Origin of the sequence: Pseudomonas sp. NPDC090233, assembly GCF_044772285.1 — a bacterium.
In the GTDB taxonomy this organism is placed as follows: domain Bacteria; phylum Pseudomonadota; class Gammaproteobacteria; order Pseudomonadales; family Pseudomonadaceae; genus Aquipseudomonas.
This window is the reverse complement of record NZ_JBIVYQ010000004.1, coordinates 231,320-248,978: the sequence shown is the minus strand read 5'-3', so window position 1 is coordinate 248,978 and position 17,659 is coordinate 231,320. Positions and strand designations below refer to the sequence as shown.

14 protein-coding genes are annotated in these 17,659 nt (G+C 63.6%); 12 read left to right on the top strand and 2 right to left on the bottom strand.

What is annotated here, in order from left to right; translation table 11 throughout:
- Positions 1 to 98 precede the first annotated feature (98 nt).
- Together narL and ACIQUF_RS12475 are read right to left on the bottom strand one after the other, a co-directional pair.
- Entirely contained in the window at positions 99 to 737 is a 639-nt protein-coding gene (narL, locus tag ACIQUF_RS12480; RefSeq protein WP_403131727.1) for a two-component system response regulator NarL, read from the bottom strand.
- Positions 734 to 2,539 carry a HAMP domain-containing protein gene (locus ACIQUF_RS12475; protein WP_403131725.1) on the bottom strand — a complete coding sequence of 602 codons (1,806 nt, stop codon included), beginning with the start codon at positions 2,537 to 2,539 and terminating at the stop codon, positions 734 to 736. Before ACIQUF_RS12475 ends, narL begins: the two co-directional genes overlap by 4 nt.
- A 234-nt stretch (positions 2,540 to 2,773) precedes the next feature.
- Between ACIQUF_RS12475 and ACIQUF_RS12470 the strand changes: the two genes are divergently transcribed.
- From ACIQUF_RS12470 to ACIQUF_RS12415, 12 genes are all read left to right on the top strand, one after another.
- The gene (locus ACIQUF_RS12470; protein ID WP_403131723.1) at positions 2,774 to 4,027 is read left to right on the top strand and encodes a nitrate/nitrite transporter; all 1,254 of its coding nucleotides are present in this window, start codon (positions 2,774 to 2,776) and stop codon (positions 4,025 to 4,027) included.
- Positions 4,028 to 4,046: 19 nt separating this feature from the next.
- A complete protein-coding gene (locus ACIQUF_RS12465; RefSeq protein ID WP_403131722.1) occupies positions 4,047 to 5,426 on the top strand; it encodes a NarK family nitrate/nitrite MFS transporter in 1,380 nt (459 codons plus the stop codon).
- Positions 5,427 to 5,487: 61 nt separating this feature from the next.
- Positions 5,488 to 9,258 (top strand): nitrate reductase subunit alpha, encoded by a 3,771-nt coding sequence (locus ACIQUF_RS12460; protein WP_403131720.1) that lies wholly within the window; start codon positions 5,488 to 5,490, stop codon positions 9,256 to 9,258.
- Positions 9,259 to 9,268: 10 nt separating this feature from the next.
- Positions 9,269 to 10,807 carry a nitrate reductase subunit beta gene (gene narH / locus ACIQUF_RS12455; RefSeq protein ID WP_403131718.1) on the top strand — a complete coding sequence of 513 codons (1,539 nt, stop codon included), beginning with the start codon at positions 9,269 to 9,271 and terminating at the stop codon, positions 10,805 to 10,807.
- A gap of 2 nt (positions 10,808 to 10,809) precedes the next feature.
- A complete protein-coding gene (narJ, locus tag ACIQUF_RS12450) occupies positions 10,810 to 11,562 on the top strand; it encodes a nitrate reductase molybdenum cofactor assembly chaperone (RefSeq protein ID WP_403131716.1) in 753 nt (250 codons plus the stop codon).
- Positions 11,555 to 12,250 (top strand): respiratory nitrate reductase subunit gamma, encoded by a 696-nt coding sequence (narI, locus tag ACIQUF_RS12445; protein ID WP_403131714.1) that lies wholly within the window; start codon positions 11,555 to 11,557, stop codon positions 12,248 to 12,250. Before narJ ends, narI begins: the two co-directional genes overlap by 8 nt.
- Before the next feature lie 15 nt (positions 12,251 to 12,265).
- Entirely contained in the window at positions 12,266 to 13,099 is an 834-nt protein-coding gene (locus ACIQUF_RS12440) for a peptidylprolyl isomerase (RefSeq protein ID WP_403131713.1), read from the top strand.
- Between the two features lie 83 nt (positions 13,100 to 13,182).
- On the top strand, positions 13,183 to 14,172 hold the full coding sequence (moaA, locus tag ACIQUF_RS12435; RefSeq protein ID WP_403131711.1) for a GTP 3',8-cyclase MoaA: 990 nt from the start codon (positions 13,183 to 13,185) through the stop codon (positions 14,170 to 14,172).
- A gap of 90 nt (positions 14,173 to 14,262) precedes the next feature.
- Positions 14,263 to 16,014 carry a ribonucleoside triphosphate reductase gene (locus tag ACIQUF_RS12430; protein ID WP_403131710.1) on the top strand — a complete coding sequence of 584 codons (1,752 nt, stop codon included), beginning with the start codon at positions 14,263 to 14,265 and terminating at the stop codon, positions 16,012 to 16,014.
- Entirely contained in the window at positions 15,989 to 16,138 is a 150-nt protein-coding gene (gene nrdD / locus ACIQUF_RS12425) for an anaerobic ribonucleoside-triphosphate reductase (RefSeq protein WP_403131709.1), read from the top strand. The genes ACIQUF_RS12430 and nrdD overlap by 26 nt, the downstream gene beginning before the upstream one ends.
- 165 nt (positions 16,139 to 16,303) lie before the next feature.
- Positions 16,304 to 17,023, top strand: coding sequence for an anaerobic ribonucleoside-triphosphate reductase activating protein (locus tag ACIQUF_RS12420; RefSeq protein ID WP_403131708.1), 720 nt, complete (start codon positions 16,304 to 16,306; stop codon positions 17,021 to 17,023).
- Positions 17,024 to 17,113: 90 nt separating this feature from the next.
- Complete coding sequence (locus tag ACIQUF_RS12415) at positions 17,114 to 17,470, top strand: hypothetical protein (RefSeq protein ID WP_403131706.1); 357 nt, start codon at positions 17,114 to 17,116, stop codon at positions 17,468 to 17,470.
- The last annotated feature ends 189 nt before the right edge of the window (positions 17,471 to 17,659 follow it).

Genomic DNA, 17,659 nt, shown 5'->3' with positions numbered 1-17,659 from the left:
CAGCCGCGAAGCAGGCGACGCGGTGTATGGCACTGGCTTTGCCGGTGTTCGCGGCTGAAGAAGCTCCCACAGTGTGGGCACTGCCAATCCTGCGAAGCCTAACGCAGATTCTCCAGCGCCCACACCGCCGCCTCCACCCGCGACCGCAACCCCAGCTTGTGCAGCAGGTTCTTCACATGCACCTTCACCGTACCTTCGGTGATGCCCAGCTTGTTGCCGATCATCTTGTTGCTCAACCCCCCGGCGATCATCTTCAGCACCTGCCGCTCGCGGTCGGTGAGGTCCAGCGAGCTGGCGCCATGTGACGAGCGCAAAGCCTGGGCCAGCACCGTGGTCAGGGAAGGGCTGATCACCAAGCTGCCCGCCAGCACCTCACGCAAGCGGTCGATCAGCAGTTCAGGCTCCATGTCCTTGAGCAGGTAGCCATTGGCGCCAAAGCGCATGGCATCGCGTACATCCTGTTCGGCATCGGACACCGTGAACAGCAGGATCTGCCCGGTATAACCCTGCTCGCGCAAACGCTTTAGCGCCTCGATGCCATTGAGTTCGGGCATGTTGTTGTCGAGCACCACCAGGTCAGGCTGCAGGCGGGTTACCAGCTCGCAGGCCTCAAGGCCGTTGTTCACTTCGCCGACCACCACCAGGTCGCTTTCCAGCTCGATCAGCTGGCGCAGCGCGCGGCGCATCATTGGGTGGTCGTCTGCCAGTAGCAGGGTGTAAGGGCGAGCAAGGTTCATGTGTAGCTCTCGCTGTCAGGTTGGCGTAGAAAGCCCGGCGCGAAACGCAACCGCACTTGGGTGCCTTGGGGCTGGCGTGGCTCAAGGCTGAGCTCGCCGCCCAGGCTGCGGGCGCGCTCCTGCATGATGGTCAGGCCGTGGTGCAAACGCGTGTCGAAGCCTGGCTGCAGGCCTACGCCGTCATCCTCGATCAGCAGTTCGATCATTTCCCCTTCCTGGCGCAGGTGCACCCAGGCCTCGCTGGCCTGCGCGTGCCGGGCGCAATTGGAAAGGGCTTCACGGGCAATCTGCAGGACATGGATCTGTTCGTTGGCACCGAGGTTGAAGGCCAGCGGCTGCTGTTGCAGGCGCACGCGCAGGTTGCCGCGTTCCGCAAATTCCAAGGAGGTGTCTACCAGCGCCTGCTCAAGCCCGCCGTCCTGGATCTGCAGGCGGAAGGTGGTCAGCAGTTCGCGCAGTTGCCGGTAGCCATTATTCAGCCCATCGCGCAGTTCGTCGCTGACCGACAACAGCGTTTCAGGCTTTTCGCCACGACGAATCAGGGTTTGCAGACGGCTGACCTGCAGTTTCATGTAGGACAGCGCCTGGGCCAGCGAGTCATGCAGTTCGCGGGCGATGGTGGTGCGCTCATCAAGCAGCAGCAGGCGGTTGTCCTTCTCACGCTGGCGCTCAAGCGACAGGCTGGTGCCGATCAGGTCGGCCAGCGCCTGGATCAGCTCACGCTCCCAAGGGTGCGCGGCATGCCCGTCGAGAAAGTGTGCGCGCAGGTCGCCGAGCACGGTGCCCTGCGAACTCACTGCCAGGCTGAAGCGGTTGGCCAGGTGCTGGCGCTGGCAACCGGCGCAATCATCGGGTGCGCATAATTCTCGGCTGTTGTCGTCGCCATGCAGCGCGATCAGCTGCGCCTCGCCGGCCGGGGTTTCGCGGCGCAGGCACAGGGACAGGCGCAACCCGGGCAAACGCTGCTGGAAGCTGGAAATCAGCTCGTCCAGGTGCTCGGCGCTGGTGGGCTGGGTGGCGATGCTGCGGCCGGCGTGGCACAGCAGGTCGAGTGCGGCGTTGCTCTGCTCCAGCTCCTGGGTTTTCTCCGCCACCCGCGCGGCCAGGGTGTGATGGGATTGTTCGATGGCATCGGCCATGGCGTTGAAGCTGTCGGCCATCTGCCCCAATTCGTCGCGGGAGCGATAGCGGATGCGCGCATCGAGCTTGCCGGCGCGAAAGCGCTCGGTGGTGCGCACCAGCTCCTGCAGTGGCGCGAGCACGCTGCTGTTGAGCTCGAACAGGCCGATCAGCAGCACCACCACGCTGATCAGCAGCGCCGCGCCCTGAATGTTCTGTTGCCAGCCCTGGCGCCGCTCGCTCTGCTTCTGCAGTTGCAGGACGAAGTTTTCCAGGTGGTCGACGAACATCTCGGCTTCGCGTTGGAACAACGCTTTGTCATTCGCTTGCAGCGCCGGCAGCAACTGGCTTTGCCACTGCCCGAGCACCAGCGCGAAGGCCTTGCCCACCGGGCTCTGTTCGCCGTCGTCGAGCATGTGCGCGAGCGCCGGGCTGTGCAGGCGCTGCTGCATGTCCTGGCTCAGCTGGTCGAGGGTTTGTGGCGAGGCGTTGGCTTCCAGCTGCCAGTCGAGGCGGTAGGTGGCCATGCGCAGCGACCCTGCGGTGTTCATCGCGGCCGCATCGTTTTCACTGACCCTGGCGATCATCACCGCGCTGAGGGTGCTGGCCAGGCTCAGTGTGGCCAGCACGACCACCGCCAGGCCGGCGCGGGCGGGTAACGAGCTTTTCAGCCAGCTCAGCATGGCGCTACCTCCAAAGAGTCCGATGGCGATTATCAACAGCCAACGGCTTCCTACAAGTTCATATAACTAACTGATTAATAAGGATTAATTCATGTTTATAAGTGCTACCACTTTGGTGGTAGACAGCTTAATGGTAGGCCAGCCCAGGCTTTGCACACCTTGATGCAGGTCAACTGTGGCTGGCTGGCATGCTCCTAGCCTGCGCGTGAAATGTCGCCCTGGAGAGCGTTCATCATGCAACGCAACGTACAACAGGGGCTGGTGCTCGGGATGAGCACGACTGCGTTCACCATCTGCTTCATGGTCTGGATGATGTTTGCGGTGCTGGGTGTGCCTATCAAGGATCTGCTCGACCTCAACGAAACCCAATTCGGCCTGCTGGCCGCCACCCCGGTGCTCAGCGGTTCGCTGGTGCGCCTGCCGCTGGGCATGCTCGGCGACCGCTTTGGCGGGCGCATCGTGTTCTTCGTGCTGATGCTGGCCTGCGTGTTGCCGATCTACCTGATCAGCGAGGCCACCGCGTACTGGCAGTTCCTGGTCCTGGGCCTGTTCGTGGGCCTGGCCGGTGGTTCGTTCTCGGTGGGCATCGCCTATGTTGCCAAGTGGTTCGACAAGTCCAACCAAGGTTTGGCGATGGGCATCTTCGGTGCTGGCAACGCGGGCTCGGCCCTGACCAAATTCCTCGCCCCGGCGATCATCGCCGCCGCCAGCTGGCAGATGGTGCCCAAGGTGTTCTCGGCCATCCTGTTCGTCACGGCGGTGATGTTCTGGTTCTTCACCTATGACGACAAGTCGCACCGGGTGTCCTCTTCCATTCCCCTGCGCGAACAGCTCGCCACCCTGAAAGACCCTCGCGTCTGGCGCTACTGCCAGTACTACTCGATCGTCTTCGGCGGCTACGTCGCACTGGCCCTGTGGATGACCCAGTACTACGTCGGCGAGTACGGCTTCAGCCTGCAGAGCGCCGCCCTTCTGGCCGCCTGCTTCTCGTTGCCCGGCGGCGTGCTGCGTGCGCTCGGTGGCTGGATGTCGGACCGCTGGGGCGCGCACAGCGTGACCTGGTGGGTGATGTGGGTGAGCTGGGTGTGCCTGTTCCTGCTTTCGTACCCGCGCACCGACATCACCGTATACACCCTGGAGGGGATGCGCACCTTCCACATCGGCCTCAACGTCTGGGTGTTCACCGCGCTGATGTTCGTCGTCGGCGTGGCCTGGGCATTCGGCAAGGCCTCGGTGTTCAAGTACATCGCCGACGAGTTCCCCGACCGCATGGGCGCGGTGTCCGGCATCGTCGGCCTGGCTGGCGGCCTGGGCGGTTTCATTCTGCCGATCGTGTTCGGCGCCCTGGTCGACCTGACCGGCGTGCGCAGCTCCAGCTTCATGTTTCTGTATGGCGTGGTCTGGGTCTCGCTGATCTGGATGTACCGCAGCGAGGTGCGCAAGGCACCGGTGCTGGGTGCCCGCGCAAACCCGAATTCCGATTCCTGAAACCTCAAGGAGACTGACCATGTCGGCATCCAACAACCCCGCTATCGGCCGCCAGGCCAAGCCTGGGCCGGTGATTGAAGACTGGCGCCCGGAAGACCCGCAGTTCTGGGGTGCGACCGGCAAGGCCATCGCCAACCGCAACTTGTGGATCTCCATCGCCGCGCTGTTTCTGGCCTTTGCCATGTGGATGATCTGGAGCACGGTGATCGTGCGTATGAACGCCGCCGGCTTCACCTTCAGCACCGACCAGCTGTTCTGGCTGGCCGCGCTGCCGGGCTTGTCCGGAGCAACCCTTCGGGTGTTCTACTCGTTCATCGTGCCGGTGTTCGGCGGCCGCCGCTGGACGGCGCTGAGCACCGCGTCGCTGCTGATACCGGCGCTGTGGATGGGCGTGGCGCTGCAAGACACCGCCACGCCCTACAGCGTGTTCGTGATCATCGCCCTGTTGTGCGGCTTCGGCGGCGGCAACTTTGCCTCGTCGATGTCCAACATCAGTTTCTTCTTTCCCAAGGCGCAGCAGGGCACGGCCCTGGGCCTGAATGCCGGCCTCGGCAACCTGGGTGTTTCCGGCATGCAGTTCCTGGTGCCGATGGTGATTGGCGTGGGCCTGTTCGGCGCCGCCGGTGGCAACCCCGCCGAACTCGCCGACGGCAGCGCACTGTGGCTGCAGAACGCAGGCCTGGTGTGGGTGCCGCTGATTGCCGTGGTCACCCTGGCCGCCTGGTTCGGCATGAACGACCTGAAGTCGGCCAGCGCCTCGTTCACCGAACAAGCGGTGATCTTCAAGCGCAAGCACAACTGGCTGATGTGCTGGTTGTACCTGGCCACCTTCGGCTCGTTCATCGGCTTTGCCGCCGCCTTCCCACTGCTGATCAAAACCTCGTTCCCGGACGTGAATGCCCTCAAGTTCGCCTTCCTCGGCCCATTGGTCGGCGCCCTGGCGCGCCCCCTCGGCGGCTGGATTTCGGACAAGCTCGGCGGTGCCCGGGTCACCCTGTGGAACTTCGTGCTGATGATCGCCGCCGTGTTCGGGGTCATCGCCTTCCTGCCGCGCGCGGGTGAGGCCGGGCACTTCTTCGGCTTCCTCAGCATGTTCATGGTGCTGTTCATCACCACCGGCATCGGCAACGGTTCGACCTTCCGCATGATCCCGGTGATCTTCCGCACCCTGCACCGCAACAACGCTGCCCGCGCCGGCAAAGAGGCCGCAGCGGTGCTCGGCTTCACCTCGGCTGTGGGCGCTTTCGGCGGCTTCTTCATCCCCAAGAGCTTCGGCAGCTCCATCGCCCTGACCGGCGGCCCGGAAGCAGCGCTCTACGCGTTCATCGCCTACTACCTCAGCTGCATCCTGGTGACCTGGTGGTGGTACGCCCGCAAGGGCGCGCAGACGCCCTGCTGACCGAACCCGACGACTTGATTACGGGCGCGGGCAGCCGCGCTCAGCCTGAGAGGAATTGAACATGAGCCACATACTCGACCAGATGCGCTTCTTCAAGCGCAAGCAAGGTGAGTTTGCCAACGGCCACGGTGAAACCCGCAAGGAATCCCGCGACTGGGAAAACGTCTACCGCTCACGCTGGCAGTACGACAAGATCGTGCGTTCCACCCACGGGGTGAACTGCACCGGGTCGTGCTCCTGGAAGATCTACGTGAAGAACGGCCTGATCACCTGGGAAACCCAGCAGACCGACTACCCGCGCACACGCAACGACCTGCCCAACCACGAACCCCGTGGCTGCCCGCGCGGCGCCAGCTACAGCTGGTACATCTACAGCGCCAACCGGCTGAAGTACCCGAAAGTGCGCAAGCCGCTGCTGAAACTGTGGCGCGAAGCGCGCCAGACCCTGGCCCCAGTGGACGCCTGGACGAGCATCGTCAGCGACCCGGTCAAGGCCGAGTCGTACAAGAGCCAGCGCGGCATGGGCGGCTTCGTGCGCTCAAGCTGGGAAGAGGTCAACGAGATCATCGCCGCGGCCAACGTGCACACCGTCAAAGAGCACGGCCCGGACCGCGTGGTGGGCTTCTCGCCGATCCCGGCCATGTCGATGGTCAGCTACGCCGCTGGCGCCCGTTACCTGTCGCTGATCGGCGGCGTGTGTCTGTCATTCTATGACTGGTACTGCGACCTGCCGCCTGCTTCGCCGCAAGTGTGGGGCGAGCAGACCGACGTGCCGGAGTCGGCCGACTGGTACAACTCCAACTACATCATCGCCTGGGGTTCCAACGTCCCGCAGACCCGCACCCCCGATGCGCACTTCTTCACCGAGGTGCGCTACAAGGGCACCAAGACCGTGGCCATCACCCCGGACTACGCCGAGGTGGCCAAGCTCACCGACCTCTGGCTCAACCCCAAGCAGGGCACCGACGCCGCGTTGGCCCAGGCCTTCGCCCACGTGATTTTCAAGGAATTCCACCTCGACACCCCGAGCGACTACTTCCGCGACTACGCCAAGCGCTACACCGACATGCCGATGCTGGTGCTGCTCGAAGAACGCGGCGAAGGCTACAGCGCCGACCGCTTCCTGCGCGCCTCGGACCTGGCCGACAACCTCGGCCAGGAAAACAACCCCGAGTGGAAAACCATTGCCGTCGACGACATCAGCGCCGGCCTGGTTTCGCCGCAGGGCTCGATTGGCTACCGCTGGGGCGAGAAGGGCAAGTGGAACATCGAAGCCCGCGAGGGCGGCGAGGGCCGTGACACCAACCTGCGCCTGAGCCTGCTCGCCGATGGCGAAGCGGTCGACGTGGCCTTCCCGTATTTCGGCGGCCAATACCACGAACACTTCGCCGCCGCCCCCGGCGACGACATTCAGCTGCGCCGCGTGCCGGTACGCAGCCTGACCCTGGCAGATGGTCGCCAGATCAAGGTCGCCACGGTGTTCGACCTGATGGCCGCCAACCTCGGCATCGACCGTGGCCTGGGCGGCGCCAATGTCGCCAGCAGCTACGACGACGCCTCGGTACCGGGCACCCCGGCCTGGCAGGAGCTGATCACCGGTGTCAGCCGCGAGAAGGCCATCCAGGTAGCCCGCGAATTCGCCGACAACGCCGACAAGACCCATGGCCGCAGCATGATCATCGTCGGTGCGGCGATGAACCACTGGTACCACATGGACATGAACTACCGCGGGCTGATCAACATGCTCATGCTCTGCGGTTGCGTCGGCCAGACCGGCGGCGGCTGGGCCCACTACGTCGGCCAGGAAAAACTGCGCCCGCAGTGCGGCTGGCTGCCCCTGGCCTTCGGCCTGGACTGGAGCCGCCCGCCACGGCAGATGAACGGCACCAGCTTCTTCTACAACCACAGCTCGCAGTGGCGCCACGAGAAGATGAGCATCCACGAAGTGCTCTCGCCGCTGGCCGACAAGTCGCAGTTCCCCGAGCACATGCTCGACTACAACATCCGCGCCGAACGCGCCGGCTGGCTGCCCAGCGCCCCGCAGCTCAACCGCAACCCGCTGCAGGTCACCCGTGACGCCGCCGCTGCCGGCATGCCGGCCAAGGACTACGTGCTCAAGTCGCTGCAGGACGGCTCGCTGCGTTTTGCCTGCGAGCAACCGGACAACCCGGCCAACTTCCCGCGCAACATGTTCATCTGGCGTTCCAACCTGCTGGGCAGCTCGGGCAAGGGCCACGAGTACATGCTCAAGTACCTGCTCGGTACCCGCAACGGCGTGATGAACGAAGACCTCGGCAAGCGTGGCGGCTTCAAGCCCAACGAAGCCGAATGGGTAGACGAGGGCGCCATCGGCAAGCTCGACCTGGTCACCACCCTGGACTTCCGCATGTCATCGACCTGCATGTACTCCGATATCGTCCTGCCGACCGCGACCTGGTACGAAAAGGACGACATGAACACCTCGGACATGCACCCCTTCATCCACCCGCTGTCGGCCGCCATCGACCCGGCCTGGGAAGCGCGTTCGGACTGGGAAATCTACAAGGGCATCGCCAAAGCCTTCTCGGCCATGAGCGAAGGCCAACTGGGCGTGGAGCAGGACCTGGTCACCGTGCCCCTGCTGCACGACAGCCCCGGCGAGCTGGCGCAGCCGTTCGGCGGCAGCGACTGGAAGACCGACGGCGTGGCCCCGGTGCCAGGCCTGAACTGCCCGAACATGACGGTGGTGGAGCGCGATTACCCGGCCACCTACAAGAAGTTCACCTCCCTCGGCCCGCTGCTCGACACGCTCGGCAACGGTGGCAAGGGCATCAACTGGAACACCGAGCATGAAGTGGCGTTCCTTGGCGAACTCAACCACACCGTGCGCGATGAAGGCGTAAGCCAGGGCCGGCCGCAAATCGAATCGGCCATCGACGCGGCCGAGGTGATCCTCAGCCTGGCCCCGGAAACCAACGGCCATGTGGCGGTCAAGGCCTGGGCTGCGCTGTCGGAATTCACCGGCCGCGACCACAGCCACCTGGCGCTGCCCAAAGAGCATGAAGCGATCCGCTTCCGCGACATCCAGGCGCAGCCGCGCAAGATCATCTCCAGCCCCACCTGGTCGGGCCTGGAAGACGAACACGTGAGCTACAACGCCGGCTACACCAACGTCCACGAGTACATCCCGTGGCGCACCATCACCGGCCGCCAGCAGTTCTATCAGGACCACCCGTGGATGCAGGCCTTCGGCGAGCAGCTGCAAAGCTACCGGCCGCCGATCAATACCCGCACCGTGGACTACGTCAAAGGCAAGAAGCCCAACGGCAACCCGGAAATCGCCCTCAACTGGATTACTCCGCATCAGAAGTGGGGCATCCACAGCACCTACAGCGACAACCTGATCATGCTCACCCTTAGCCGTGGCGGGCCAATCGTGTGGATGTCCGAGATCGACGCGAAGAAGGTCGGCATCGAGGACAACGACTGGATCGAATGCTTCAACGCCAACGGCGCGCTGACGGCCCGTGCGGTGGTCAGCCAGCGGGTTAAAGAAGGCATGGTGATGATGTACCACGCCCAGGAACGCATCGTGAACGTGCCCGGTGCCGAGACCACCAAGACCCGCGGCGGCCACCACAACTCGGTGACCCGCGTGGTGCTCAAGCCCACCCACATGATCGGCGGCTATGCCCAGCAGGCCTACGGTTTCAACTACTACGGCACGGTCGGCTGCAACCGCGACGAATTCGTCGTGGTGCGCAAGATGAGCAAGGTCGACTGGCTCGATGGCCCTGAACACGGTGGCCTGGGCGGCGATGCCCTGCCACAGCCACTGCCGACCGACATTTGAGGAAATAGCCATGAAGATTCGTTCGCAAGTCGGCATGGTCCTGAACCTGGACAAGTGCATTGGCTGCCACACCTGCTCGATCACCTGCAAGAACGTCTGGACCAGCCGCGAAGGCATGGAATACGCCTGGTTCAACAACGTCGAGAGCAAGCCGGGCATCGGTTACCCCAAAGAGTGGGAGAACCAGGACAAATGGAAAGGCGGCTGGGTACGTAACAGCGACGGCTCGATCAAACCGCGCATCGGCGGCAAGTTCCGGGTGTTGGCGAACATCTTCGCCAACCCCGACCTGCCGGCCATCGACGACTACTACGAGCCGTTCGATTTCGACTACCAGCACCTGCACACCGCCCCGCAGGCCAAGCATCAACCGGTGGCGCGGCCACGTTCGCTGATCTCCGGGCAGCGCATGGAGAAGATCGAATGGGGCCCGAACTGGGAAGAAATTCTCGGCACCGAGTTCGCCAAGCGGCGCAAGGACAAGAACTTCGACCAGGTGCAGGCCGACATCTACGGTGAATACGAAAACACCTTCATGATGTACCTGCCGCGCCTGTGCGAGCACTGCCTCAACCCGGCATGCGCGGCGTCCTGCCCAAGCGGTGCGATCTACAAACGCGAAGAAGACGGCATCGTCCTCATCGACCAGGAAAAGTGCCGCGGCTGGCGCATGTGCATCAGCGGTTGCCCGTACAAGAAGATCTACTTCAACTGGAAGAGCGGCAAATCCGAGAAGTGCATCTTCTGCTACCCGCGCATCGAGGCCGGCATGCCGACTGTGTGCTCGGAAACCTGTGTGGGCCGCATCCGCTACCTCGGCGTGCTGCTGTACGACGCCGACCGTATCCATGAGGTGGCCAGCACGGCGGGCGAGCAGGACCTGTACCGCAAACAGCTGGAAATCTTCCTCGACCCGAACGATCCGAAAGTGATCGAACAGGCGCTGAAAGATGGCGTACCGCGCTCGGTGATCGAAGCCGCGCAACAGTCGCCCGTGTACAAGATGGCCGTCGACTGGCAGCTGGCGCTACCGCTGCACCCTGAATACCGCACGTTGCCGATGGTCTGGTACGTGCCGCCGCTGTCGCCGATCCAGAACGCCGCCGCAGCCGGCAGCGTGAGCATGGATGGCGTGCTGCCCGATGTCGACAGCCTGCGTATTCCGGTGCGCTACCTGGCCAACATGCTCACGGCTGGCGATGAAGAGCCCGTGCGTCTGGCGCTCAAGCGCCTGCTGGCCATGCGCGCCTACAAGCGCGCCGAGCAGGTGGACGGCGTCATTGACCTGCAGGTGCTGGAGTCGGTGGGCCTGACCCAGGAGCAGTGCGAGGACATGTACCGCTACCTGGCCATCGCCAACTACGAAGACCGCTACGTGGTGCCGTCCGCGCACCGTGAAGACGCCATGAGCGACGCCTTCGCCGAGCGCTCGGGCTGTGGCTTCAGCTTCGGCAGCGGCTGCGGCGGCAGCTCCGACACCAACATGTTCGGGGCGAAAAAAGCCAACCGCCGGGATGTGCTCAAGACCGTTCAGCTGTGGGAGAAATGAACATGCGAATTCTCAAAGTGATTTCCCTGTTGCTGGACTACCCCGACGCGCCGTTGTGGCAGGCCCAGGCAGAGCTGGCCCAGGCCATCGACGACGCCCGCGAGATCAGCCCGGAGCAGCGCACCGCCCTGCGTGGCCTGCTCGATGAATTGGCAGGTGAAGATCCGATGGAAGTACAGGCCCGTTACGACGGCCTGTTCGAACGGGGTTGGGCGCTCTCGTTGTTGCTGTTCGAGCACGTGCATGGCGAGTCGCGTGATCGTGGCCAGGCCATGGTCGACCTGATGGCCCAGTACGAGGAAGCGGGTTTCGCCATCGGCGTGCGCGAGCTGCCTGACTACATCCCGCTGTACCTCGAATACCTCTCCACCCGCGACGACCTGAGCGCCCGCGAAGGCCTGGCCGACGTGACTCACCTGCTGGCGCTGCTCGCCGCACGCCTGGAGGAACGCGACAGCCGCTACGCCGCCTGCCTGCGGGCGCTGTTGCAGATCGCCGGGGTGCACCCGCAACAGGTCATGGAAGTCGCCCGCGATCGGGTAGCCGAAGAAGTGCGCGACGACTCGCTCGAAGCACTGGACAAGGTCTGGGAAGAGGAGGCCGTGGATTTCCTCAAGGCCGAGCAGCAGGAGCGTTGCCCCAGCCAGCCACGGGCGCCGGGCAAGGCGCGTGAAGAGGTGCCGGTGCCGTTGCACTGGGTCGATTTCAACCAGGGCGGGCCGGGTGCGCCGGCTCGGGAGGTGCACAATGTCTAACTTCAACTTGCTGATGTTCGGGGTCTACCCCTACATCGCCCTGGCGGTCTGCCTGATCGGCAGCTGGGCGCGTTTCGACCTGTCGCAGTACAGCTGGAAAGCCGGCTCCAGCCAGCTGTTCAGCCAGACCCCGGCCGATCAGCGCTACATGCGCGTGGCCAGCAACCTGTTCCACGTCGGCGTGCTGTTTATCCTGGCCGGCCACTTCGTCGGCCTGCTGACGCCGGAGGTGGTGTATCACCGCTTCATCGGTACCGCCGACAAGCAACTGCTGGCCATGGTCTCGGGTGGGTTCTTCGGTGTGCTGTGCTTCTTCGGCCTGATCATGCTGCTGTACCGGCGCGTGTTCAACCCACGGGTGCGGGCCAGCTCGAGCTTCTCCGACATCATGATCCTGGTGGTGCTGCTGGCGCAGCTGTCGCTTGGCCTGATGACCATCGTCGCCTCCACCCAGCACCTGGACGGCTCGGTGATGGTGATGCTGGCCGACTGGGCGCAGTACACCGTCACCCTGCAGCCGCAACTGGCGGCCGAGGCCATTGCTCCGGTCGGCCTGGTGTACAAGCTGCACGTCGCGTTGGGCCTGACCCTGTTCGTGCTGTTCCCGTTCACCCGCCTGGTGCACTTCGTCAGTGCCCCGGTGTGGTACCTGGGCCGGCGCTACCAGATCGTTCGGCAGAAAGGCTGATCAGGAGGCTCGACCATGGCTATCGCACAGCGTCATGAACCTGCGGAACTGATCGCCACCAGCGAGCAGCATTGGCCGCGCATTACCGTAAACGGGGTGGAGATCGAGGGTGATGCCATTGCCCGTGAGTTGCAGTACCACCCGGCGGAGCACCGCGAAGAAGCGGTGTTCCTGGCCAGCCAGGCGCTGGTGGTGCGCGAGCTGCTGAAGCAGCGCGTCGCCGAACTGGGCCTGCAGGCCGAATGCACCGAAGGCGAGAGCGAGGAAGAAGCGTTGACCCGAATGCTCATCGAACGCGAACTGCCGCTGCCAGGCGCCGATGACGACATCTGCCGGCACTACTTCGACAGCAACCGCGAGCGCTACGCGACCGCACCGTTGCTGGCGGCCCGGCACATTCTGCTGGCCTGCGCGCCGGAGGATGCCGAAGGGCGCAGCCAGGCACGGGAGTTGGCTACTGCCTTGATCGCGCAACTGGCTGAGGACGGTTCGCGCTTTGCCCAGTTGGCGGTGGCACATTCCGGCTGCCCGTCGAAAGAGCAGGGCGGGGCGCTGGGGCAGATCAGCCAGGGGCAGACCGTACCGGAGTTCGAACGCCAGTTGCTGCGCTTGCCGTTGGGGTTGGCGATGCAGCCATTGGAGAGCCGATATGGCGTGCATCTGGTCTGGGTGGATCAGCGAATCGAGGGCAGGGCGTTGCCGTTCGAGGTGGTGCATGAAGCCATCCGCGCCGAGCTGGATCAACGGGTGTGGCAGGTGGCGGTGGGGCAGTACCTGAAGAGCCTGGTGGGCCAGGCGGACATTCGCGGCATCGTGCTCGATGGGGATGCAAGCCCCCTGGTCCAGTAACCCATTCGAGGGCCTCTCTGCAAATTTTGTGGGAGCGGGCTTGCCCCGCGAAAGGGCCGCAGAGCGGCCCCAAGGACACCACCATGACCACCCAACTGCAAGACGGCTGCGGCCGCAACATCGACTACCTGCGCATCTCAATCACCGACCGCTGCGATTTCCGCTGCATCTACTGCATGGCCGAAACCATGCAGTTCCTCCCACGCCAGCAAGTCCTCACCCTGGAAGAAATCGAACGTGTCGCCCGCCTGTTCGTCAGCCAGGGCGTGCGTAAGATCCGCCTCACCGGCGGCGAGCCCCTGGTACGCCCCGGCATCGTCGGCCTGTGCCAACGCATCGCCGCGCTACCCGGCCTGCGCGAACTGGTGATGACCACCAACGGCTCACAGCTGGTAAGGCTCGCCCGCCCGCTGGCCGACGCTGGCGTCAAACGCCTCAACATCAGCCTCGATACCCTCGACCCGAAACGCTTTCGCACCATCACCCGCACCGGCGAACTCGGCCGCGTGCTGCACGGCATTGAAGCCGCGCGCAACGCAGGGTTCAACGCCATCAAGCTGAACACGGTGGTGATGCACGGGCGCAATTCCGATGAAGTCCCGGCGTTGGTCGACTTCGCGATCAACAATGGCCTGGACATCACCTTCATCGAAGAAATGCCCCTGGGTGACGTCGGCCGCTCACGCAACGAAAGCTACTGCTCAAGTAGCTGGGTCCGCGAACGCATCGCCTCCCGCTATACGCTGATCGACAGCGCCGAACAGAGCGGCGGGCCTGCCCGATATGCGCGGGTGAGCGGCCATCCTGATACCCGAATCGGCTTCATTTCACCCATCAGCCAGCACTTCTGCGACACCTGTAACCGCGTCCGCATGACCGCCGAAGGCCGCCTGTTGCTGTGCCTGGGCCACGAGCACGCGCTGGACCTGCGCGGCCTGCTACGTCGCCACCCGTTTCACGACGCCCCGCTGCTCGAAGCCGTGCAGCAAGCGTTGCTGCGCAAACCTGCCCGCCATGACTTCGGCAATGACGATGTGCAGGTGCTGCGCTTCATGAATGCCAGCGGTGGTTGAAACACTTGATATGGGTCATTTTTCAAAATCAGGCACAACATATAGTGGTTGCAGGTTTTTCGATAACTAGATGATGTGTCTGGAGGCTAGATGGAGAGGGAGCAAGACGGGCAGCGTGGGCGCCGCTCGATCGACGTGGCAGGGGCCATGAACGAGTATCTGTCACGCCAGGACTGGCGCGTGCAGGCCAACGCCAACCAGGGATATTCGCTGGGCGGCCTGGTGCTCAACGTGTCCGGCAAAGTCACCGCCAACTATTGGCTCGACGAAATCTACCGCGCCGAAATCGGCGAGGCGCACCGCCAGGGCGATATCCACCTGCACGACCTCGACATGCTCGCTGGCTACTGCGCCGGCTGGTCCCTGCGCAACCTGCTGCACGAAGGCTTCAACGGCGTGCCCGGGCGCATCGAGGCAGGCCCGCCCAAGCACCTGAGCAGCGCCCTGGGGCAGATGGTCAACTTCCTCGGCACGCTGCAGAACGAATGGGCAGGCGCCCAAGCCTTCAGCTCGTTCGACACCTACCTCGCCCCCTATGTGCGCAAGGACAACCTGTCCTACCCGCAGGTGCGCCAGGCCGTGCAGGAGTTCATCTACAACCTCAACGTCCCGTCCCGCTGGGGCAGCCAGACGCCCTTCACCAACCTCACTTTCGACTGGGTTTGCCCGGAAGACCTGCGCGAGCAGGTGCCGGTCATCGGCGGCGAGGAAATGCCCTTCACTTACGGCGAACTGCAGGCGGAAATGGACCTGCTCAACCGCGCCTACATCGACGTGATGATGGCCGGCGACGCCAAGGGCCGGGTGTTCACCTTCCCCATCCCCACCTACAACATCACCCACGATTTCCCCTGGGACAGCGACAACGCCCAGCGCCTGTTCGAGATGACCGCCCGCTACGGCCTGCCGTACTTCCAGAACTTCCTCAATTCCGACATGCAGCCCAACCAGGTGCGCTCGATGTGCTGCCGCCTGCAACTGGATGTGCGCGAGCTGCTCAAGCGCGGCAACGGCCTGTTCGGCTCGGCCGAGCAGACCGGCTCGCTCGGCGTGGTCACGTTGAATTGCGCACGCCTGGGGTACCTCTACCCAGGTGACCCACAAGCGCTGTACACACGCCTCGACGCCTTGCTTGAACTGGCCTTCGAGAGCCTTGAATGCAAGCGCGAAGTGATCCAGCGTTACATGGACAACGGCCTGTTCCCCTACACCCGTCGCTACCTCGGCACCCTGCGCAATCACTTCTCGACCATCGGCGTAAACGGCCTGCACGAGATGCTGCGCAACTACACCTGTGACCGCGACGGCCTGCACACCGAAGCCGGCAGAGCCTTCGCCCTCGCCATGCTCGACCACGTGCGCGCCCGCCTGGTGACATTCCAGGAACGCAGCGGCCACCTCTACAACCTCGAAGCCACCCCCGCCGAAGGCACCACCTACCGCTTCGCCCGCGAAGACCGCAAACGCCACCCCGGCATCCTCCAGGCCGGCACCCTTGAGGCACCGTACTACACCAACTCCTCGCAGCTGCCGGTCGGCTTCACCGACGACCCCTTCGAAGCGCTGGAACTGCAGGATGCCCTGCAATGCAAATACACCGGCGGCACCGTGCTGCACCTGTACATGGCCGAGCGCATCAGCTCCGCCCATGCCTGCAAGCAGCTGGTACGCACGGCCCTGAGCCGCTTCCGGCTGCCCTACCTGACCGTAACCCCGACGTTTTCGATATGCCCGGTGCACGGATACCTGGCGGGCGAGCACGAGTTCTGCCCGCGTTGTGATGAAGTTTTATTGAGCGCAGAAAAGGAGCAAGACCATGAATGCAAACCAGCCATTGCCTGAAGCCAAGCGCCAACGTTGCGAAGTATGGACCCGCGTAATGGGCTATCACCGCCCCGTCGCCGCCTTCAACCCCGGTAAACAGTCCGAACACCGCGAACGCCTGCATTTCCGCGAGCAACGCTGACCCTTTCGCGGCTGCAGCAAACCCTCCGGGACCCACGCGCCCCCCGTAGGAGCGGCTTCAGCCGCGATCACCGGCAACGCCGGTGCCATCCACCGCGGCGCCTGCTTCGCGGCTAAAGCCGCTCCCACAGGTTCCGCACAACCCCCCCAAGGCACAGGAGCCCCCATGACAGTGCCAAACCCCAAATCCCACCCCACCGCCCTGCGCATCGGCGGCCTGCAACCCCTGACCACCCTCGACTACCCCGACCACCTCGCCTGCGTAGTCTTCTGCCAAGGCTGCGCCTGGCACTGCCGCTACTGCCACAACCCCGAACTCATCCCCCCCACCCCCAACCCAGGCCTCCCCTGGACCGACGTCCTCGAACTCCTCGACCGCCGCCAAGGCCTGCTGCTAGCCGTCGTCTTCAGCGGCGGCGAAGCCACCCTGCAACCGGCGCTGCCCGCCGCCATGCGCGCCGTGCGTGAACTCGGGTTCAAGGTCGGCCTGCACACCGCCGGCATTCGGCCAGGGTCGTTGAGCCGGGTGCTGCCGTATTGCGATTGGGTGGGGATGGACGTCAAGGCGTTGGAGGAAGATTGCCAGTTGATTACCGGCGTGCGCGGGAGTGGGCGGGCGAATTGGGCGAGTCTGGATTTGTTGCTGGGTAGTGGGGTGGCTTATGAGTGCAGGACTACGGTGCATTGGGGGTTGTTTGATTGCCAGCGGGTGCAGCGGTTGGGGGAACGGTTGGCGGGGGAGGGGGTGAAGCGGTTTGTGGTACAGCTGGCGCGGGCGGGGCGGGTGTTGGATCAGGGGTTGGGGGATGTGCCCAGGCCTGTTGAGGTTGAGCGGGTTTGGGAATACTTGGGGCAGCTGTTTGAGTGGTTTGAGGTTCGCGGATGAATACATTTTGTCACATGCCGACTATGACAGAAGCTATGAAAGCGATGTTAGATACTGGCTCGGTGAGGTGGCTAGGTTTGAGGTAACTGCATGAAGCGTGGAGAAATTCAATCAACTGAACTGGGCGCTGTGATCGCTGAGGTATCACTCATTCTTGCAGGCCCAGGGGGGCGAGAGGTTTCCACGGCGTGCCTTGTGTCGGCATATCGTCACCCTGTCAGGAGTGATGAGGAACTGCAGGCGCGCATGGCCTTGATTGACGAGCTTTACTCCCATGCAGACAGCGAAAGCCACACCGCAGCACGGTTTGCCGAAATGGTGACTGATCGCGTTTATGAGTATGAACAGGAAACGGTGTTGGCGCCTTATTCATGCCAGTCTCTTGCGACCGTTCGCGAGCGAATGGCCGATCCTCAGCGGGTGAAGGTTTCTCTGAATGATCTATAGGACTGGGGTGATGGGGAACGCAAAACAAAAAAGGCCCACCTTTCGGTGAGCCTTTTGAGTACTGCGTATGGTGCGGCACCAAGAGTCGAAAAATATTATAAATAATTGAAATGTATGCACTTAATTGTAGGGGTATTCATTTTCTATCCCTAAAACTATCCTTAGGTATTTAACTGGCTTCTGCATGAG

Bases quoted from the DNA above. Each gene is read 5' to 3' on its own strand.
- narL (WP_403131727.1), bottom strand. From the start codon at position 737: ATGAACCTTGCTCGCCCTTACACCCTGCTACTGGCAGACGACCACCCA.
- ACIQUF_RS12475 (WP_403131725.1), bottom strand. From the start codon at position 2,539: ATGCTGAGCTGGCTGAAAAGCTCGTTACCCGCCCGCGCCGGCCTGGCG.
- ACIQUF_RS12470 (WP_403131723.1), top strand. From the start codon at position 2,774: ATGCAACGCAACGTACAACAGGGGCTGGTGCTCGGGATGAGCACGACT.
- ACIQUF_RS12465 (WP_403131722.1), top strand. From the start codon at position 4,047: ATGTCGGCATCCAACAACCCCGCTATCGGCCGCCAGGCCAAGCCTGGG.
- ACIQUF_RS12460 (WP_403131720.1), top strand. From the start codon at position 5,488: ATGAGCCACATACTCGACCAGATGCGCTTCTTCAAGCGCAAGCAAGGT.
- narH (WP_403131718.1), top strand. From the start codon at position 9,269: ATGAAGATTCGTTCGCAAGTCGGCATGGTCCTGAACCTGGACAAGTGC.
- narJ (WP_403131716.1), top strand. From the start codon at position 10,810: ATGCGAATTCTCAAAGTGATTTCCCTGTTGCTGGACTACCCCGACGCG.
- narI (WP_403131714.1), top strand. From the start codon at position 11,555: ATGTCTAACTTCAACTTGCTGATGTTCGGGGTCTACCCCTACATCGCC.
- ACIQUF_RS12440 (WP_403131713.1), top strand. From the start codon at position 12,266: ATGGCTATCGCACAGCGTCATGAACCTGCGGAACTGATCGCCACCAGC.
- moaA (WP_403131711.1), top strand. From the start codon at position 13,183: ATGACCACCCAACTGCAAGACGGCTGCGGCCGCAACATCGACTACCTG.
- ACIQUF_RS12430 (WP_403131710.1), top strand. From the start codon at position 14,263: ATGGAGAGGGAGCAAGACGGGCAGCGTGGGCGCCGCTCGATCGACGTG.
- nrdD (WP_403131709.1), top strand. From the start codon at position 15,989: ATGAATGCAAACCAGCCATTGCCTGAAGCCAAGCGCCAACGTTGCGAA.
- ACIQUF_RS12420 (WP_403131708.1), top strand. From the start codon at position 16,304: ATGACAGTGCCAAACCCCAAATCCCACCCCACCGCCCTGCGCATCGGC.
- ACIQUF_RS12415 (WP_403131706.1), top strand. From the start codon at position 17,114: ATGAAGCGTGGAGAAATTCAATCAACTGAACTGGGCGCTGTGATCGCT.